The sequence below is a fragment of the Bdellovibrionales bacterium genome (assembly GCA_016716765.1).
GTDB lineage: Bacteria > Bdellovibrionota > Bdellovibrionia > Bdellovibrionales > UBA1609 > JADJVA01.
Genome location: JADJVA010000004.1, coordinates 29,460 through 46,796, shown reverse-complemented (window position 1 = coordinate 46,796; position 17,337 = coordinate 29,460). Strand labels below are relative to the sequence as shown.

The 17,337-nt window shown below is 45.6% G+C and carries 21 protein-coding genes and 1 tRNA gene; 9 read left to right on the top strand and 13 right to left on the bottom strand.

Annotation, left to right across the window (positions count from 1 at the left end; translation table 11 throughout):
• Positions 1-421: 421 nt before the first annotated feature.
• Positions 422-2,674 (top strand): hypothetical protein, encoded by a 2,253-nt coding sequence (locus IPL83_01295; GenBank protein ID MBK9037787.1) that lies wholly within the window; start codon positions 422-424, stop codon positions 2,672-2,674.
• On the opposite strand, the gene IPL83_01290 is transcribed toward IPL83_01295, so the two are convergent.
• Positions 2,628-2,987, bottom strand: a complete 360-nt coding sequence (locus IPL83_01290; GenBank protein MBK9037786.1) for a cation:dicarboxylase symporter family transporter — start codon at positions 2,985-2,987, stop codon at positions 2,628-2,630. The two genes, IPL83_01295 and IPL83_01290, sit on opposite strands and share 47 nt — an antisense overlap.
• Positions 2,988-3,749: 762 nt before the next feature.
• Between IPL83_01290 and IPL83_01285 the strand changes: the two genes are divergently transcribed.
• The 3 genes from IPL83_01285 (at position 3,750) to IPL83_01275 (ending at position 6,305) form a co-directional block, all read left to right on the top strand.
• Positions 3,750-5,567 carry a putative Ig domain-containing protein gene (locus IPL83_01285; GenBank protein MBK9037785.1) on the top strand — a complete coding sequence of 606 codons (1,818 nt, stop codon included), beginning with the start codon at positions 3,750-3,752 and terminating at the stop codon, positions 5,565-5,567.
• Positions 5,568-5,715: 148 nt separating this feature from the next.
• Complete coding sequence (locus IPL83_01280) at positions 5,716-5,928, top strand: hypothetical protein (GenBank protein MBK9037784.1); 213 nt, start codon at positions 5,716-5,718, stop codon at positions 5,926-5,928.
• The gene (locus IPL83_01275) at positions 5,925-6,305 is read left to right on the top strand and encodes a type II toxin-antitoxin system death-on-curing family toxin (protein MBK9037783.1); all 381 of its coding nucleotides are present in this window, start codon (positions 5,925-5,927) and stop codon (positions 6,303-6,305) included. The genes IPL83_01280 and IPL83_01275 overlap by 4 nt, the downstream gene beginning before the upstream one ends.
• A 57-nt stretch (positions 6,306-6,362) precedes the next feature.
• Here the strand turns inward: IPL83_01275 and IPL83_01270 are convergent, their stop codons facing one another.
• The 4 genes from IPL83_01270 to IPL83_01255 form a co-directional block, all read right to left on the bottom strand.
• Positions 6,363-6,929: an IS3 family transposase gene (locus IPL83_01270; GenBank protein MBK9037782.1), complete on the bottom strand. Its 567-nt coding sequence runs from the start codon at positions 6,927-6,929 to the stop codon at positions 6,363-6,365.
• A complete protein-coding gene (locus IPL83_01265; protein MBK9037781.1) occupies positions 6,926-7,219 on the bottom strand; it encodes a transposase in 294 nt (97 codons plus the stop codon). Before IPL83_01265 ends, IPL83_01270 begins: the two co-directional genes overlap by 4 nt.
• Positions 7,216-7,515, bottom strand: a complete 300-nt coding sequence (locus IPL83_01260; protein ID MBK9037780.1) for a transposase — start codon at positions 7,513-7,515, stop codon at positions 7,216-7,218. The genes IPL83_01265 and IPL83_01260 overlap by 4 nt, the downstream gene beginning before the upstream one ends.
• A gap of 102 nt (positions 7,516-7,617) precedes the next feature.
• The gene (locus IPL83_01255; GenBank protein ID MBK9037779.1) at positions 7,618-8,322 is read right to left on the bottom strand and encodes a hypothetical protein; all 705 of its coding nucleotides are present in this window, start codon (positions 8,320-8,322) and stop codon (positions 7,618-7,620) included.
• 151 nt (positions 8,323-8,473) lie between these two features.
• Here IPL83_01255 and IPL83_01250 point away from each other — a divergent pair, with 151 nt between their 5' ends.
• Positions 8,474-8,719, top strand: coding sequence for a transposase (locus tag IPL83_01250; protein ID MBK9037778.1), 246 nt, complete (start codon positions 8,474-8,476; stop codon positions 8,717-8,719).
• Between the two features lie 72 nt (positions 8,720-8,791).
• Here the strand turns inward: IPL83_01250 and IPL83_01245 are convergent, their stop codons facing one another.
• Genes IPL83_01245 through IPL83_01225 form a run of 5 tightly spaced genes read right to left on the bottom strand, consistent with a single transcriptional unit; the run spans position 8,792 to position 11,033 of the window.
• Positions 8,792-9,118: a transposase gene (locus IPL83_01245; GenBank protein ID MBK9037777.1), complete on the bottom strand. Its 327-nt coding sequence runs from the start codon at positions 9,116-9,118 to the stop codon at positions 8,792-8,794.
• A complete protein-coding gene (locus tag IPL83_01240) occupies positions 9,091-9,948 on the bottom strand; it encodes an IS66 family transposase (protein MBK9037776.1) in 858 nt (285 codons plus the stop codon). The genes IPL83_01245 and IPL83_01240 overlap by 28 nt, the downstream gene beginning before the upstream one ends.
• Complete coding sequence (locus IPL83_01235) at positions 9,911-10,345, bottom strand: transposase (GenBank protein MBK9037775.1); 435 nt, start codon at positions 10,343-10,345, stop codon at positions 9,911-9,913. Before IPL83_01235 ends, IPL83_01240 begins: the two co-directional genes overlap by 38 nt.
• A 32-nt stretch (positions 10,346-10,377) precedes the next feature.
• Positions 10,378-10,734, bottom strand: a complete 357-nt coding sequence (tnpB, locus tag IPL83_01230; protein ID MBK9037774.1) for an IS66 family insertion sequence element accessory protein TnpB — start codon at positions 10,732-10,734, stop codon at positions 10,378-10,380.
• The gene (locus IPL83_01225; protein MBK9037773.1) at positions 10,731-11,033 is read right to left on the bottom strand and encodes a hypothetical protein; all 303 of its coding nucleotides are present in this window, start codon (positions 11,031-11,033) and stop codon (positions 10,731-10,733) included. The genes tnpB and IPL83_01225 overlap by 4 nt, the downstream gene beginning before the upstream one ends.
• A 320-nt stretch (positions 11,034-11,353) precedes the next feature.
• Here IPL83_01225 and IPL83_01220 point away from each other — a divergent pair, with 320 nt between their 5' ends.
• Positions 11,354-12,535, top strand: a complete 1,182-nt coding sequence (locus IPL83_01220) for an ISL3 family transposase (protein MBK9037772.1) — start codon at positions 11,354-11,356, stop codon at positions 12,533-12,535.
• Positions 12,536-12,720: 185 nt separating this feature from the next.
• Here IPL83_01220 and IPL83_01215 read toward each other — a convergent pair whose 3' ends face one another.
• A complete protein-coding gene (locus tag IPL83_01215) occupies positions 12,721-13,161 on the bottom strand; it encodes a hypothetical protein (protein ID MBK9037771.1) in 441 nt (146 codons plus the stop codon).
• 367 nt (positions 13,162-13,528) lie between these two features.
• Here IPL83_01215 and IPL83_01210 point away from each other — a divergent pair, with 367 nt between their 5' ends.
• The 3 genes from IPL83_01210 to IPL83_01200 all read left to right on the top strand — a co-directional run bounded on the left by IPL83_01210 (position 13,529) and on the right by IPL83_01200 (position 15,830).
• Entirely contained in the window at positions 13,529-14,428 is a 900-nt protein-coding gene (locus IPL83_01210; GenBank protein ID MBK9037770.1) for an IS21 family transposase, read from the top strand.
• Positions 14,416-14,814 carry a hypothetical protein gene (locus tag IPL83_01205; GenBank protein MBK9037769.1) on the top strand — a complete coding sequence of 133 codons (399 nt, stop codon included), beginning with the start codon at positions 14,416-14,418 and terminating at the stop codon, positions 14,812-14,814. The genes IPL83_01210 and IPL83_01205 overlap by 13 nt, the downstream gene beginning before the upstream one ends.
• Positions 14,815-15,119: 305 nt before the next feature.
• Positions 15,120-15,830 (top strand): ATP-binding protein, encoded by a 711-nt coding sequence (locus tag IPL83_01200; protein ID MBK9037768.1) that lies wholly within the window; start codon positions 15,120-15,122, stop codon positions 15,828-15,830.
• Here the strand turns inward: IPL83_01200 and IPL83_01195 are convergent.
• Positions 15,807-16,580 (bottom strand): hypothetical protein, encoded by a 774-nt coding sequence (locus IPL83_01195; protein ID MBK9037767.1) that lies wholly within the window; start codon positions 16,578-16,580, stop codon positions 15,807-15,809. The two genes, IPL83_01200 and IPL83_01195, sit on opposite strands and share 24 nt — an antisense overlap.
• 663 nt (positions 16,581-17,243) lie before the next feature.
• Positions 17,244-17,320: transfer RNA gene (locus IPL83_01190), tRNA-Asp, on the bottom strand.
• Between the last annotated feature and the right edge of the window lie 17 nt (positions 17,321-17,337).

The window sequence follows — 17,337 nt, the reverse complement described above, 5'->3', positions numbered from 1 at the left end:
AACTGGGATTAAGGACGAGTTTGATTTCATGTTTGAACTGAAGAAGCTTGAAGTGGTCCGGGCCGGGCCAACCCGGCCCAGGGTCTGTGACAAATTCTAGACCAAGCTTCGGACTTTCGAAGTTCGTCATTGATAAACAAATCCACAATAATGGCAGGTACGATTGTTGCTCTTTGCTTGCTCGCGCCAAGACAACAGACTCCCATCTTGGAGGGGTATCGCCAGCCTTGGAGAGGTATCGCCACCCTTCCTCGACCTATTCAATCAACGAGAATGGAGCGAACCCGCAATCTAATGTTTTTAGCGATTTACGGAGCGCATTTTGGGCTATTTCTTCGATATAGATGGTCAAATCACTTATCTAAGTCCTCGTCACAGGACTCTGTTGAGACGCCTGTATTTATTGATTTTCCTATTATCAATGATGAATAATTTACTGGCTCACGGAGACAGCACCAAAGAATCTGCAGATAGGGGTTTCGAAGATAGATCAGATACATCATGCAGAAAATTTTTAGGTATCAACCCAGAACCCTTTCGGAATCGAACCGAATTTACCCCCTATGTACTGAGCTTACTCTCACTGCACAAGGAAGGAGTCAAGCTCCACACCGGAGCCATTTCTTCACCAACTACCCCACTCATTTCAAAAGTGACAGAAAAATATTTTGGACGGTCTTTATCATTGCAGACGATTGCGAGGCAACTCAGAGAGCGTTTTGGTCTTAGCTATTTTGATTTTCTCAATGAAATGGGTCTCGACTTAGAAAAAGTGAGATCGAGAAAACGCAAAATCGATTTTGCACAACTTGAAACAGCTCTCTTAAGCCTCGACTGGGAAGGGTATTCTCTCCATCTTAAAAATGAAGAAAAGACAACCTCTCACAGGCTTAGCGAACTCCTCGGCCAGCCGTTCTCATTGAGATCTGTCAATGAACAACTCGGCCACTTTGATGTGGGTTTAACTGATTATTTAGAATATATCGGAATCAACCCCTTTAAACACTCCGAACGGGGCGGCAGTCTCGTCCTGGCTGAAACACTCTATGGACTCAGCCTCATCGCTTTAAACGATGCAGGTATTGATATCAAACGCGAAACATTGATAAAAGGTGGGCAAACTGAATTTGCCAATACCGTCCATGCAATCATGGGTCGAGAGATGGCTGAATCCACATTCATTCATAGAATCGAGAGGGATTTCGGCGACTACTATGGATTTCTAGCTAAAATTGGACTGCATAACTTTTCCAGCACCCATCGTCAAAACCATTCTCGCAACCCGCTCGAATTTGATTCACGCCTCATGCATCCAAATTCAGAACCAGACACCTCTCTTCGCTCTGCTCAGCCCCAGGCTCCTGATACAATCTCATGGAAAATTCAGCGACTACTCGCTCATTTAAAATACAGAGGAGGTCATCTCACTTCGGAGTTTCAACCTCTGATCAATGAACTCTCACTCTGGATACTGGGGAGACCTCTGGCTCTTCAGACATTGATTAGATACAAGAAGATAATGAAAATTCAAATTGGAGACTATCCAGTTTCAAAAGTAGCTGCAATTTACCGTCAAACGCCAGATTCCCTATTCAGCAAAGCAAACATGATACTTTATCTGAAGTCTCAATTTCTTATTGGAAGATTTCATCAACGCCTCGATCCAAATGAAAAAATAACCGAGATTATTTTTGGAGCTCCTTATCGTCACAAATACATTGTAAATCAATTTATTTCTATCAACAAAACCACTTATGAAGACCTTCTTAAAGAGCTAGATTTATTTACGAAGCAATTCTATCTCAGTCCCAAACTTAATCACTTTTCTGCTGACCAATTTGTTTCGTTCTTTCGATCTGTCGATCACTTGGATGCTCTCTATTACACCCATTGGAAATTCAACAGAGTAAAAAGGGTCATTTTAAAAAAAATTGAAGATTTTTTTGGATACGACTTCACCCCTAGCCAAATTGTCTTTTATATGGAAAGAAGCGGACTTGGATGGAATTCATTCTTCGATCAAAACCAGATTAGACATTCTGGAAAATATTGGCCCCCAACAAATCTCAAACAATGGTCGGAAGAGGAATTTGTTGTATTCTTCAAAAAAATGGGTGAGGAAAAGCCAATTTATGGACCTGCGTGGGAGAGAAACCTTCTGGACTATACTGAACTACGCGAAATCGAAACATTCTTTGGCTATCCATTTCAACCATCCCAAATATATAATTTTATGAACCATAGCTTTGGTTGGATTCGCTTTTTTGAAAAACACAACATCAATTACTTAAAAAGAACACAACACTTTTTTTCCTTCCTCCCAGAAGAACATGTCGAAACGGAATTCGTCAACGATGAAGGATCAGCCATTCTCCTTACATCTAAAAACTCTTGTACCCCAGAAAAAATCTGCGAGATAGAGCAACTTTCGAATTACTATGAAGTTGAGCTTTCCAAAAAATTGACTCACTTGACTCCGCGGGAACAAAAATTAGCACTTTCTATCATTAGATTTATTTTGGAAATTGATGATGAAATTGATGCTCATGCCATAGCGATGGTTTTGACGAAGCAATACGCACAAAACATAGATTCCGCAGAAGTAGAAGGAATTTTAAATCTCCTTTCTAAACTTCCCGGAGTTCGCGAGATAATACGAGAGTCACAGAATTAAGAAGAACAGTCGAGAGAACAAGGGACCGCTGAGTGAATCTTGAACTGGCCTGCAAGCCGTCGAGTTGCCCTTCGCTTTTGGCCACAAAACAGCTGACGACGGCGTCACCTGTCACGTTCACTACGGTTCGCGCCATATCAAGCAGCCGATCAACACCAATTACCAATGTGATTCCCTCTTCGGGAAGGTTGACCTGTCGTAAGACCATTGCAAGTGTGATAAGTCCGGCTCTCGGTACACCAGCCGTTCCATCTGAGTGGCATTTTCCCGTGTGAATGGCTCTTGCCCCAGGGAGCGCAGCAAAATATGTGATTCATTTCCAATGGCTCTAGCTCTAGGTTTCCATTCTCGTTTTTCTTGTATATCCAATCCCCAGGAGGAAGATTGCCTTGGGCATGAACCTGTGAGAAGCCAAAACCAAAGAACCATATAAGTAGAGCCAAGAAGTAAATGGAATCCACATTCATTATGTCTTAAAACGCAGATTCTATTGCAAAACCTGTCGAAAGCCTTTCACAGAAACCGTTCAAGGAATCAGAAAAGGAAAAAGAACGACGGAGAGATTTAGGCGTGGTGTTCTTTGGGCTTGTGAAAACTTCACTGATCTCAGTAAGGTCAGAAAGGCCTATGAGTGTTCGACCTGGACGGTCTATCAGACTCTTTACGAGAGACTAGAAACGAACCTGAAGAGGCATATCAACTATCCCTGGCCAAAAACCATTGGCATAGATGAACACTTTTTCTCTCGAGCCAATGGGTTTAGGGAGTTTGCAACCCAGAATGCCTTGATCGACTAGACCCGTGCCTCTGCAATCGAAATCGGTTCAACCAATTTGCGCACGATCATCTATCATTTTGCCAAATCGGGGGCCCTCGCAGGCACTTGCCTGGTTTGTCATTTGTTAAAACCTGCCTCGAATTGGGATTCAATGAATCAATTCGCTCCTCTCATTAGAAGAATGAAAATTTCTCTACTTTTCAAACTGAGAAAGGCCCACATTCCATTATTGGCATAATGGTGATCGTGCTAGAATAGTTAATTGGAGTACGTATCTGGGGGGGGGATAAAAATATCGTGTTGGGCTCAGAAGAACTTTTTTGCAAATATATCAAATTTGCATTTGTTTTTGCTTTGGCCTCTTGTCGTTTAGACGACAATACAATCAGAGGTCAGTATGGGCCGGGATCAGATCCGATTGCTCCGCCTGCTGAAGCTCCAGAGAACTTCAGCATTTCTCATATTTCCTCAGAGGTCTTCTATAAGAAAAGCGTGGCGATAGCTCCCATGGTCCTGACCCTTGTTGGCACGGCAGCGAGCTTTAGCATCGAACCTGCTCTTCCGGCAGGATTTACTTTAGATTCTGAGACGGGAATTATTTCCGGGACTCCTGCTGACGAGGTTGCGCCGGCGACCTATACCATTTCGGCTCATCATGCCGATGGCAGAGTTGCCACTCATGCTTTTGAATTCTACGTGCCCTACGAATTTACCACCATGGCGAGCCTGGGAACCTCACCAGATCTTAATCCCGGCGATACGTTGTGTGCCGATTCTTTAGGCAACTGCACTTTGCGCGCCGCTGTGACAGAAGCCAATGCCCTCAGCATCCCCAGCATCGTCAATATACCAGCAGGCACTTATAGTTTTCCGGTGAGTGGAGAGCTGTCTATAAGTTCGAACTTGACTCTTATCGGAGCCGACAAATTGACGACCATTCTCGACGGCCAAAATCAAACAGGACTCTTCACTGTCGCCGATAACTCATTTTTGACTTTATCTAGGATCACTCTCGAAGATGGGAGAAAAACTACTTTCGATGAAGTTGGAGCAGCCATTCGTGGCGGATTGAACTCAAACGTAAAGATAGATGACTGTCGGCTTCTCAATAACTCCACTAATCTTGCGGACGGAGGAGCCATCTATTCGGAAGGATCAGTCACAATTGAAAATTGTTTATTGGATGGAAACAATGTGACGAACATTGTTGGGAGCGGAGGGGCGATTGCTCTGGTCGAAAAAGCAGGAGCTTCTCCCTTCAACAAATTGACGATTCTGAATTCTCAGATAAACAACAGTGTTTCTGGCGATGATGGCGGCGCAATTTATTCAGATTTTGATGTTTTCTTGGAGGGATCCTCTTTCATCGGCAACACAGCGACAACTTCTGAAAAAGGTGGTGCCATATATGTCGAAGGCAGCTTGACGAGTAAAAGGTGCCAATTTAAGAATAATTCAGCCAGGGACGGTGGAGCCATCTTTCTAAATGGTTGGTCCGATCGTTTCAACACGATCGAAGACTCTTACTTCGAGAATAATACAGCTCTCTACTATGGTGGAGCTCTCGCCTTTGGATTTTTTTCTGATGGCTTTTCAATCACCAATTCCACTTTTGTGGACAATCGCACGACACATGCGACAGCTGGCTCTGGTGGAGCTATAGACGTTGATAGCGCAGGATTCGAACTGCCAATAACTATTTCCAATTGTAGCTTTTCAGGAAGTGCGACTGGGGGCAACGGAGCGACTCTCGCCGTAGAGCAGCAAGTCATAGAGATATCTCACACAATCATTAATGATGTCCCAGGAGCAGCCAATTGCTGGTGGAATACGGGTTTTACAGGTGGCATCGCATCCGGCGGTTACAATATCGACAGCGGGAATTCCTGTGGATTGACTGCTCAGGGCAAACCTGGTGATTTGGAATCAACAGATCCTCTACTCGATGCAGCTGGTCCACAGCTCAATGGAGATACGATTCCATCGATCCTCTTGGGAGTGGGGAGCCCAGCTCTCAATGCTGTCCCATTGCAAAGCTGCATGATCGCAAAAGATCAGAGAGGTGTGGCTCGCCCGCAGGGTGGCAGTTGTGATATTGGGGCAACAGAGCAGTAGATGGCATCATCAATAGGAACTCAATATCTGATCGATCTAGAACTGCACACCGCTTAAAAAAAGTTTGAACAGGGGAAACGGGACGAATATCGAATTTCCTTGACACATCATGAATCATCATGAAATTCTGTATCACAGAGGTATCCCCATGAAGGTTAAAAAGTTTGCCACCCAAATTGATGAAAAGGTCTTAAAAGATCTCAAGTCCTACGTTAATCAAGCAGATCGAAGCATCTCAAGCGTAGTCACTGAGGCAGTCGCAGAATATCTTCAACGCTCAAAGGTACGCCCTGCTTTTCGCAGTGCCATGGATGAAGTCATAAGTGACCACGCAAATCTCCTCAAACGATTGGCTAAATGAAAACCACACTCTACCCCACTCTTCTGGAGACGATAGAGCTCCACTCGCGTCTTATTGAACGCTTTGGTGGCAAAGATGGCGTGCGAGACATGGGGCTACTGGAGAGTGCGCTGATGCGACCACAAACCGGCTACTACAAAAGCCTATCTCTTGAAGCGGCAGCCCTTTTGCAAAGCTTAGCCCAAAACCACGCCTTTATTGACGGCAACAAACGGGTCGCTTTTGCCACAACTGCGATTTTTCTTAGGATGAATGGGTATCGATTAAAGGTCGATGCTGACAATGGCGAATCATTTATTATTGACCGAGTTATAAAAAGTAAAGCCGACATTGATGAAATTGCTGGATGGCTCGAAAAACATTTGAAATCTGTATAACGACTCACCACCGTTGGCAGGCTGGAGTGGAATTCCCCAGAAAAACTGGATAGTTTCTCAGGCGGCATTTAGTGTTGATTCATACTCCAAAGGACTTTGATAGCCAAGCGATGAATGCAATCTTTTTTTATTGTACCAGGTTTCAATATACTCAAAAACTAAGATTCTCAACTCTGCTTCGGTTTTGTAGTCATGACGGTAAAGACACTCAGACTTGAATGACTTGAACCAACTCTCAACAATCGAATTGTCGTAGCAGTTTCCCTTGCGACTCATGCTCGGAATCACATCCTTCTTCTTTAGCAAAGCCAAAAATAATTTGCTCGCGTACTGAATCCCGCGGTCCGAGTGAAAGACGATCTTCGCTCTATTTCCGCAATTAGCCAATGCCATCTGCAGAGCATTCAAGACCCCGGTGGTTTCTAAACTGTCAGTGACCGACCAGCCCACAACTTTTCGGGTACAAACATCGAGAACTATGGCCAGATAGAAAAAGCCAGATCCAAATCTCAGATAAGTGATATCTCCGGCAAAGACCTGATTAGAGTCTTTGGGCAGATCATCCTCGATCCTGAAAACTCGTGGAGCAATTGGGCCCTCGTGGTTCGAATTAGTCGTTCTCACTCGATATTTTTCTTTAATCGGGCATCCAATCCCATCTCCCTCATATACTTCGCAACAGTATTTTCACTTACAGAAAATCCCTTGCTCCTCAGCTCATGAAAGATCCTTGGTGAGCCATAGGTACTTTTGCTAGCTTTGAAAATCTCCTCAATTTCCTTGCAGATTTCCCTTTTTTTCGTCAAGAATTTGAACTGACTATTCGCTTTCCATTGGTAATACCCACTGGTACTCACCCCAAAATGTCTGCACAGGCGGTTGATAGGAACTTCATTTGAAAGGTCCAAAATCATTTGGAATTTCTCATTTGATCCTTTGATATGATCCCTAGGCTTTTTTTTAGAACATCGCTGACTTTGTTCAAATACTCATTTTCCTTTCTGAGTTCTCGAACCTCAAGCTCCAGTTCTTCATAGGTTTTCGCGCCGCTCGCAGCGGCGCGACCTGATTGCGCTTCGATTTTCCATCGACGAATATTTGCCGGATTTATACCTAGATCTTGTGAGGCCTTTGTTGTTCCCATTTTCTCTGCTAAATCAATGGCTTCGGCCTTATACTCTTCTGAAAAAACCCTTCTCTTTGAACTCATTGTTATCTCCCATCGGTTTGTTTAAACCGCTCGAAGAAAACTGTCCACTATTTTTGGGGAACTCTAGTCTTTTCAAATCATCGGATCTATATTCATGAAAACTCATGAAAATTCTCCTTCAAGAACATTTTTCTTAAAAAGAGTCTCAAAGCTATCTAGACCCATATTCATCAAAAAATGCCAGTGCCGCGCAACTGTAGGGGTATTTTTCTCAGCTAAATTTTGTTCATATTTGTTTATTTTCTGAGTTTTGAAAAATAATTCCATTTTTTTACGGCGCTTGTCCATGAGCTGCTTGGCAAAGACTTGAAGCTTTTTGTCTTTTGATAATATCGCCGTAAGCTCCAGATAGAATCCCAAAACAGGCAGCACCTTATTCCTGCGGGCCAAATATTCAAGTCTTGCAAGATCATAAGTTTTTCTATTTCGAGCAAAAGCAACTGGCAGTGCTCTAGCAACAGTTGAATCTTTTCTTGCAAGATCAAGCCCCCGAACAAGGGCCTCTTCCAGAGAAAGGTTCAAAGTTGATTTTCCTTGAGTGACAACGGGCGCGCCAAATCTTGCTAAATTGGAACGAACGTCCTCGTCACTGACATCGTCTGAAGCAACACTTTTGGATTTTGGCACTTCTAGGAGAATGAGCAGTGCCATTTTCGACGGGTACCCGTCATTCTTAGAAAATACCTTTGCTCGACCTTGTCTGCGTGAGGTTACCAGGCCTTCTCGCTTCATAACCTCAAGCTCACCATGCACAGTTGAATATGTCGCCTTTGATAGTAAGGCCAATTGGTGTCCTGACGCCTCCACGCCCTCCCTCCAGAGGAGATGCAGAAGGTCTTTTCGCGTATTAGAAGTAACAAGAAAGTCTACCAAGCCCATGACATTATTATCGGTTAAATAGATCATAATATCAAGTAATTTTAACCATAGTAAATTCAGCAGGTTACAAAGCATCACAATGTTTGCTGTTGACGGCTTTTACCGAATCAAAGGTAATAGAACAGCAGCCAGAATCCTAATTCGAATGACAGATCAAATGGCTTTAAGCCAGATACCCGAAATAGAATCCCTCAGACGAACCCTCATGAAACGAAGAAATGAAATCTTGAATTGCTTCGTAAACCGGATTACCAACGCAAGAACAGAAGGTAGACAAGAGGTCCCTCGAAGTTTATTCGCACATGCGAGAGCAGCTTGGTCGTGAATTGCAGTTTAAAAAGTCGAATCTTAATCGAATGAATAGCGTGTAGCGTAAGCGATTCATAACCTGTATTTTTCAGGCTCGAGAATCAGGTGATAAAATGATCTCAGCGAGCCGCTCGAAGTCTTCGAGGGATTTGCCCAGTGGTAGTTCAGTGAGCAATCGGACCATGGCTGCGTAGGGGTTCACCCCATTGATTTTGGCTGTGACAGTGAAACTGTACATGATACTGCTGGCTTCGGCTCCCGCAGGGGTGTCGGAAAACAGCCACGCATTCCTTCCGATGGCATACTTGCGGATCGCTCTCTCCGTAAAGCCATTGTCCGCCTCCAGACGCCCATCCTTGAGGTAGCCTGTCAGGTACTCATACTCATTCAAAAAGTAGCGGAGGGCCCCTCCGATCTTGCTTTTACTGGAACCTTGGGTTGATGCCTTTCAGCCCACTCCTTCATCTCTTTCCAAATGGGCTCAGCTATTTCCAGCCTCAGGCGGTACCGCTCCTCAGGCGGCATCTCGCCGATTTTTTCTTCCAGATCATACAGTTTTTTAAAGTAACCAAGTCCTGCCTCTCCAAGGCTTCGGCCGGACTTAGCCCCATCCACTGTGGCGGATTCAAATTTCCTGCGGGAGTGCATCCCACATCCTATGCGGATCACGCCCTCTTGTTTTTCCAACACATCATAGGCATTCAATCCGTCACATTGCAGATATCCTGTAATCCCGTCCAGAAGCTGCTTGGCCACTTCTTGGCTCCGGGATGTGCGGTAATCAAACAGAACAATCTTCTTGTCCCCGTAGGGAGTACTCCTCACCCACATCCATGATTTGTCTTCGGCCTTCCTGCCATTCTCTTTGAGAACCTGCACTTGCGTCTCATCCACGGCCACATAAAAAGAGGTTATCAGCCGGTCTGAAAGAACATTCCAGACAGGCACAAGAGCCTCTGCTACTTGCACCACCCAGCGGGCCATCGTGCTGCGGGGAAGATCAACTCCCTGACGCTCCATGATCTCCTCAATCCGGTACAGCGGAAGTCCATCGCAATATTTGGAGGTGATAATGGCAGAAAGCAACTCGGGAGTGGCAATCCCCTTAGGGATCACGCAAGGCACTGGCGGAGCGGTCTTCACATAGTCCCCGCTATCCACTCCATACTTGGCCCGCTCATAGCGGATCACACTGACTTTAGCTGGCTCATACTTGAGCTTCTCCGAGAACTCCCAGCCAATCACCTTGAGAGGGTTGCCCCTCTTCAGAAAAACGCTCGTTTTCTGGAAGCTCGATCTTCACCACTTCCCGCTCAAGGTTCTCGGGGATTGGACGACGATGACCCCGCTGCCTCTTATGCGAAGGAACCGTGACCTCGACCTGCGCCTCATCCTCTTCGGGTGTCCCTTTGGAGACTTCAAGTTCCACTTCGTTGTAGAGAACCCTCTGTTCGGGCGACACCCAAGACTCCGACTTTCTACCAAACTGCGCTCGTTTGAGAGAACGGATCTGCTCATGCAACCAAGTGACCTCACTTTGCAGGAACTTGATCTTCTCTTCATCAAGACGAGCACGCGCTCTCAGGCCTTCATTCTCTGAGGACAACTCTTCTTGTTTTGAAAATAGCTCTCGCGGCTGCATGCGCGGGACTCTTCAACATTTTCTTCGAAAGATCAACAGACTCTTTCAAAATTTATTTCTGAAAATGGCTTCATTTTCCAAACATCATAACCTTCCAGAAGCCAGCTCAATTGCTCTGTGGATATGTGGACTACTTCCTGCAAAGATTTCCTCGGCCATGGGAACTTTTCCACATCCAATTGCTTTTGCCATAGACAGAACCCACTTCGATCAAAATACAGAATCTTGATCGTGTGCCGTCGTCGACCACAGAACACGAAAAGATTTTTCCCGTTCAACTTTCCCATCTGGGCACTCTCCACAATCTGACTCAATCCCGGAATCCCACGGCGCAAATCGACAGGATCTCGATGCAGAAAAACACCCTCAAATTGACTGGGAGATTTCACCTAGTACCTCCCTGCAGATAAAAGATCAGCTCAGCCACCCATTGTGCGTCAGGGAGCGAACGAACCGCTCTTGGTTTCTGAATTTCCACTGGCACAAAAGCAGAGCTCACCGGCTTTCGGCGTCCAACACTCCCTCTCTTGCTTCCCTTGGATAGTCGATACTTCCAGTTCTTGAACGTGGTGTTGTTCAGTCCCTCTTGCCGACAGAACTCGGTCTCGGAGCCAGAGAAATTTTCTGCCTCCCTGATTTTAGTTTGCCAATATTCTTTGGTTTTTAATCTTTGATCAGAATTTTCCACTCAAGCCTCCTTGGTTGTTGAGCAATATATGTGGAAAGTTCAAATCACAAAAATAGGGTTTATGGAGCGCTTACGGTGCAACTGACTCTGTTCGATAGGGATTACGCACGCGATCCCAGCCTCTTCACAGATTCGATTCAATTCACTCGTGGCGATGATCTGAAGATTTCATATTAAACAATAAATGAACCTTTGTACGGCTCTTCTCGGCTCGTGGTGGAACGCTAGGCGTTAAATTAGGTTAAAATGGGATCCAATCAAACTCAAGAACTTCTTAAGATTTTAGTTACGAAGCTAAAAATTTTAAAAGGAGTGATTGAATGGACCCCAATTGGCTTTCTACTTCCAAATTTATACTTTTGCCAGAGCTTAAGATCAAAACCCACTGGCAGTCTGACAAGTTTAGAACTCGCTATGCTTGCGAAAAGGAATCTGAGTTTGAAGTTTGCCCAAAGTGTGCCACCAAATCCTTCTCCGTACACGATCGCAGATGGGTGAAGGTTCAAGACCAACCCATAAGAGGGGTCGGCATCTATTTGAAAATCTTGAAACGCCGCTTTAGATGTCCGGGTTGCAAAAAGGTCTTCACTGAACCCGTTCAGGGCATCCAAAAGGGATATAGAACCACCCACCGCTACCGGCGAGGCCTAAGATGGGCCTGCGAAAACTTTATCGATTTAAAACACGTTCAACGCGCTTATGGCTGCTCCGCTGGACTCGTCTACAAGGTTTACTACGAACAACTCGAAATCAAACTACGCGAACGAAAGAACAACCCATGGCCAAAAACCATCGGCATCGATGAACATTCCTTTAAAAGGGGATTTAGACGTCGCGAGTTCGCAACCGTACTCGTTGATTATCCAAATAAAAAAATATTCGAAGTCGCCCATGGAAAAACAGCCGACGGACTCACCAATACCTTTTCCCATGTGCAAGGCAGGGAAAACGTGAAAAACGTCGTCCTCGACATGAGTGATCCATTTAAAAAGTTTGCCAAACAAAACTTCCCTAACGCTCTGCTTGTCGCCGATCACTTCCACGTCGTTAGACTCCTGAATCCAGTGATCAACAAGGCTCGCACCGAAATCACTGGCGACAAGAGATCCAATCCCATCCGGCGATTGCTACTTTTTAACGGAAAACGACTCGAATACTTCGAACGAAAAGCCCTCTATCAATGGCTCGAACACTATCCAAAACTAAAGGAAATCTATCACTTCAAAGAAGCCTTGCACGCCCTGTACAGATGTCGCGGATATAACCGCGCCAAACGCTCTCTCACCAAGGTTCTTGACCAAATGGCACTGTCCCTTTTGCCAGAAATAAAAACCCTAAGGAAAACCCTCATGAAATGGAAAAATGAAATCCTCAACTACTTCACAACTCGCATCACCAACGGCAGAACCGAAGGCTTTAACAACCTCGCAAAACTGTTGCAGAAAAGAGCTTTCGGATTTAGAAGCTTTAAAAACTACAGACTTCGGTTGCTAAGTTTATGATTTTTTTGGGATTTGGATAAAGTTCCACCATCAAGTGAGTAGAACCGTAGAACCAGAACCGTAGAACCGTAGAACCCTATTTTTTTTGAATCTTGGTCTCTGGAAAAACCGAGTAGCCAGGGGCCTTGCGGCCCCCAGCCCTCACCGAACCGTACGTACGCGTTCACGTATACGGCTCTTCCAGATTAAAGCAGCCTAGGCTGCGTGTGGCAAAGATGATTGGGCACAACGCCTATGGGCTTTAAAGGTTTCCAGATTTCTTGCGCAAGTTTGAACAGCTTGCGCCACGGGACTGGACGACGTTGCCTGCGGTATTTGCGCCGAAGATAGCGACAAATCAGACGCCTCACAGAGTGGAGCTCCCGGTAAAAAATATGGTTCGCATTGGAATAGCGAAAATAATTGCACCAACCCCGCCAAACAGAGAGCACAACTTGCCGTGCTTCCGCCAGAGTGAGGTGAATCTTGAGCTTTTCTCGCAGACTGTCTTTGAGGCTCCGCCTAGATTTCTCCGAGGGCTGGCGCGCAATCCAAAATCTTTGTGGATTATCTGCGAACGCCCTTAGATGGATCTTGAAACCAAGGAAATCGAACTTAGATTGATAACCACGACGGTGATTACTCATGTCTACTTCTCTTGTCTTGGACTCCTTTAGGGAAAGCTCCCCGCCTTTCATCCAAACGTAGAGAAAACGTCTGGCCGTTTTAAGCTCCGACGCTGTTCTTGCCGTGATGATAAAATCATCGGCATAACGAAAGAGCTTTACCGATGAGCTTTGTCCATAGACTTCTGCAAACTTCTCGTCCTGGCCGATTCGGCTTGAGTTGACCCACCCAATTCAAAGAAGCTGACCCACCCAATTCGGATGAGCTGACCCAGGCGTTTCGGGGAATTGACCCACCTATATTCGACTTGAGCACTGAGTCATAAATCCAGGCAGCGACTAAATCTTCAATCCCGTGGCACCTATCCTTAAACAAAAGGAGGGTTCCATGACTCAACGGAGAACTTCAGTTGCCATGCAAAATCAAATTTTAGAACTTCACACTCAAGGCCGCAGCATCCGCAAGATTGCGCAGGCCCTTAAGATCGCCAGGAATACCGTCAGAGCTTGCATCAGAGACTCAGGTCCACCATCATCAGTCCCCTCGGTAGTGGGTTTCGCACAGAGCCAGCCTGTCCCAATCAACTGGGAATTTATCGCGACCGAGTTCAACAAAGGTGTCCCTCTTAAAATTCTTCACAAAGAACACGCCATCGAAGTCATGACCTATATGATTTTCTATCATCGTTTCAGACGGCGATTCCCAAAAAAACCGCAGGTGACAATCAGACTTCAACACAATCCCGGCGAAAAATCTTCTTCGATTTTTCAGATGGGATTTCAATCACCTGATCCAAGGACTCAAGCTAAGATTAAAACTCAACTCTTCGTCGGAACCTTGCCATGGAGTTCATACACCGTCGGTGAGTTTACCTTCGGACAAAAGCAACCTGAGTTCTTCAGAGCCATTGAAAACTCATTCATCAAACTCGGTGGCACCCCAAAGTACGCAGTCGTTGACAATCTTAAGCCCGGCGTCACAAGAGCCCATATCTATGATCCCGACACCAACCAGTCCTTCATTGAGTTCAGCAACCATCATGGATTTGCCGTCCTCCCAGCAAGGCCTCGACGGCCCAAAGATAAAGCCGCGGTGGAAGGCGCAATCGGCATTATACAAAAACAATTCTTCAACGAAGTCAGAGATCAAATCTTTTATTCAATATTTGATCTCAATCAAAGATTTCAAAAATATCTCAACGAACTCAACTCTGCACCCATGAAGGATCATGATGGAATTTCAAGAGAGGATAGATTCGAAAATGAAAGACCTCTTTGCAAACTGTAAACCCCAATTCATTTGAACTCTCCGTCTGGAAGACCTGTAAGGTTCATCCAGATTGCCATATTCAAGTCGATTCCAAATTCTACTCCGTCCCGCATCAGTTTGTCGGCACCACGGTCAAAGCCCGAATCAAAATAAATACCGTCGAGATATTTACTGCGGATTCAGATTCAATCGCAATCCACGCAAAAGTAAAATCCCCAGACAGGGCCTCCACCATCGACGCCCACTACCCAGAACACCAAGTCGCCACCGCCCGATTCGAAGTGGCCTCGGCTCTCAGGCAAGCGCAAAATATCGGATCCAAAACTTTTGAACTCTTTCAAAATTCTTCCGTGATCCTTATCCCCTCAAGTCTCTCAGAAGGGCTCAGGGCATCCTCAGGTTAGTTCACAAAAATGAAGTCTCAAAGGCTGATCTCGAGTACGCGGCGACACAAGCCCTTATTTTCAATAAAACCCAGTTCAATTTCATCAGAGCTTCGGCTCTCCATCACAAAGTAGGAGGTACAAGACCACGCATCATTAAACCTGAACGAGATCCCAATTTAATTTATCTACATAACAACAAGGAACCTTAATTATGGAAGCACAGGCAAAACGTATCGCCTATGACCTTAGATTTTTCGGTATTCACCAAAACATCGATTCTAGGTCTCAAGCTGTGAGTAAAAATCTGCATCCTCTGGAGTTTTTTGTCCCTCATCCTCGAGGATGAGAAAAACTTCAGACGAGATCGTCTATCAAAATCTCTTACCAGACGAGCGAAGTTCAGACACCAGGCGGACTTCGAAGATTGGGACATGAGTTTTGACAGGGGACTGACAAAAGTAAAACTCAAGGAGCTTTCGGTTCTATCATTTTTAAAAAATAAAGAGAACTTGATCATTCTGGGTCGCACTGGCGAAGGCAAGACCCATTTGGCAATCACACTCGGGAGAAAGATTTGCCAAGAAAACTTGTCAGTGTCTTTTTTACCCGTAAACCTCATGTTTGAAGAAGTTCTCGCAGCCAGAAGCTCGGGCAAGATGATTGGATTTCTCACCAGACTCAATTCCACACAAGTGCTTATCCTCGATGATTTTGGACTCAGGCAATATTCGCATGAAGAAGCCAATGTACTTGTTGAACTTCTCGAAGCGCGGGCCAGAAAAGGACCTGTCATCGTCACATCCCAGATTGATCCCAAGGGTTGGTTCAAGCTCTTCGAAGACCCAGTCATTGCCGAAGCCATCGTGGATAGAATGATCAACCCCAGCCAGAGAATAAATCTCAAGGGGGTCTTACCGCGAAAAACTAAATCAGCTTCCCAGAGGAAAATAACTTGTGGAAATCTGCTAGCTCGTTTATTTAGCAGTTCTGTCGCCGCCGGGTGGGTCAATTCACCGAATCGGGTGGGTCAATAAGTCTGAATCGTGCACGTCCAACACATGATGAAGATAAACATTGGCTAATAGCGGTGAAAGTGGTCCGCCCTGCGGAGTTCCCTTTATACTTGGCTGCCAAGGCTTTCCTGGCTCCTGAAACCCTGACTTCAGAATTCGACTAATTAACCGCATAATTCGCGGATCAGCTATTTCCTTAGTTAAGAATTTGAGTAGCTTATTGTGACTGACTTGATCGAAAAAATTCTCGATGTCAGCCTCCAAAACGTGTCGGTCACGATAGGCTTGTTTTGCCACTATAGCGACACAATCTATCGCCTTCCTCTTGGGTCTAAACCCGTAGGAAAAATCGTAGAACCTCTGCTCGTAGACTACCTCCAATAGTAGCACGAGTGCCCTTTGGACCACGCGGTCCTCTAAATTGGGAATACCCAAAGGTCTTTTCTCCCCATTGCTTTTGGGGATGTAAACTCGTTTGACTGCACCCGGTTGATAGGCGCCCGCTTCTCTGAGTTTCGCACTCAGAGATTTAACAAATTCCCACTCGTTACCTTTTATTGATCCCACGCTGACTCGATCTAAACCCGCGCATCCGCAATTATTTAGAACTAGTTTTAGTGCATCGGCAAGAAGATAGGGGTCGGTTATATAGCGATAAAGATCCCACTGTTTACGACCTCGTTTTGCATGATCTGCCACCCGAACTCGAATACGTCTTGTTTGTGGGTTGAGGGACATTTGCTTCTCAACCCAGGTTGGATGTTGGGACATCTCAAGATCCTCATTACAGTCGCATTTGCGAGCTCAAGTTCCTTCTGGACCTGACAACCCCTTCCTCTGACTTCTTCCCTGAGTCTCACCATGTTTCCATGGCTGCTTGAGTATTATGGGTGTCTCTGACTTCTCTTAAAACACCTGATCAGAGCTTATTGACTTCACTCCTTCGGTTGTCTACTTGCTCAACCATCATAGACCGTCTTAAAAGATCTCTCCGGTTAACTCCTATGACTCTCACCGGCCCGCCTACAGTCAGTTGCAAGAGAGTGAGTGTCGGTCATTCCGGTTCCACCTGCCGACAGCTTGTAGCCTTCCACGTCGCCAACCGCTTGGGCCTTGCCTCTATCTTCCCATTAACTCGCATTTTTAACTGTTCACTATTAGTTTAGGCTGACCGATGTTGCTCGCGCACAATACCTCGTGACCGCTTTTCACTTGCTACTTAACCCCGAGTGTTACCACTGCCGGAGACCGCAAGAGGCTTTAGCGGATGGGGCCGGTAACGAACAAATCTCTATTCAGATGTGCTCCCCTTTCCGCACCACTACCACAGACCTTTAAGAGCGTCTGCTGCGCAGACGGTCCCGCCGCCATTGCAGTTTTGTCTCTAGCACGACTGAGAGTGGTATAGTACATAGGGTCATCTTCGGACGAAAATGGCGGGGTGGACGGGACTCGAACCCGCGGCCTCCTGCGTGACAGGCAGGCGTTATAACCAACTTAACTACCACCCCGCTCTAAAAGAACGTAC

Bases quoted from the DNA above. Each gene is read 5' to 3' on its own strand.
- IPL83_01295 (MBK9037787.1), top strand. From the start codon at position 422: ATGATGAATAATTTACTGGCTCACGGAGACAGCACCAAAGAATCTGCA.
- IPL83_01280 (MBK9037784.1), top strand. From the start codon at position 5,716: ATGAAGGTTAAAAAGTTTGCCACCCAAATTGATGAAAAGGTCTTAAAA.
- IPL83_01275 (MBK9037783.1), top strand. From the start codon at position 5,925: ATGAAAACCACACTCTACCCCACTCTTCTGGAGACGATAGAGCTCCAC.
- IPL83_01265 (MBK9037781.1), bottom strand. From the start codon at position 7,219: ATGATTTTGGACCTTTCAAATGAAGTTCCTATCAACCGCCTGTGCAGA.
- IPL83_01260 (MBK9037780.1), bottom strand. From the start codon at position 7,515: ATGAGTTCAAAGAGAAGGGTTTTTTCAGAAGAGTATAAGGCCGAAGCC.
- IPL83_01250 (MBK9037778.1), top strand. From the start codon at position 8,474: ATGTTTGCTGTTGACGGCTTTTACCGAATCAAAGGTAATAGAACAGCA.
- IPL83_01235 (MBK9037775.1), bottom strand. From the start codon at position 10,345: ATGCAGCCGCGAGAGCTATTTTCAAAACAAGAAGAGTTGTCCTCAGAG.
- IPL83_01220 (MBK9037772.1), top strand. From the start codon at position 11,354: ATGGACCCCAATTGGCTTTCTACTTCCAAATTTATACTTTTGCCAGAG.
- IPL83_01215 (MBK9037771.1), bottom strand. From the start codon at position 13,161: ATGAGTAATCACCGTCGTGGTTATCAATCTAAGTTCGATTTCCTTGGT.
- IPL83_01210 (MBK9037770.1), top strand. From the start codon at position 13,529: ATGACTCAACGGAGAACTTCAGTTGCCATGCAAAATCAAATTTTAGAA.
- IPL83_01195 (MBK9037767.1), bottom strand. From the start codon at position 16,580: ATGTCCCAACATCCAACCTGGGTTGAGAAGCAAATGTCCCTCAACCCA.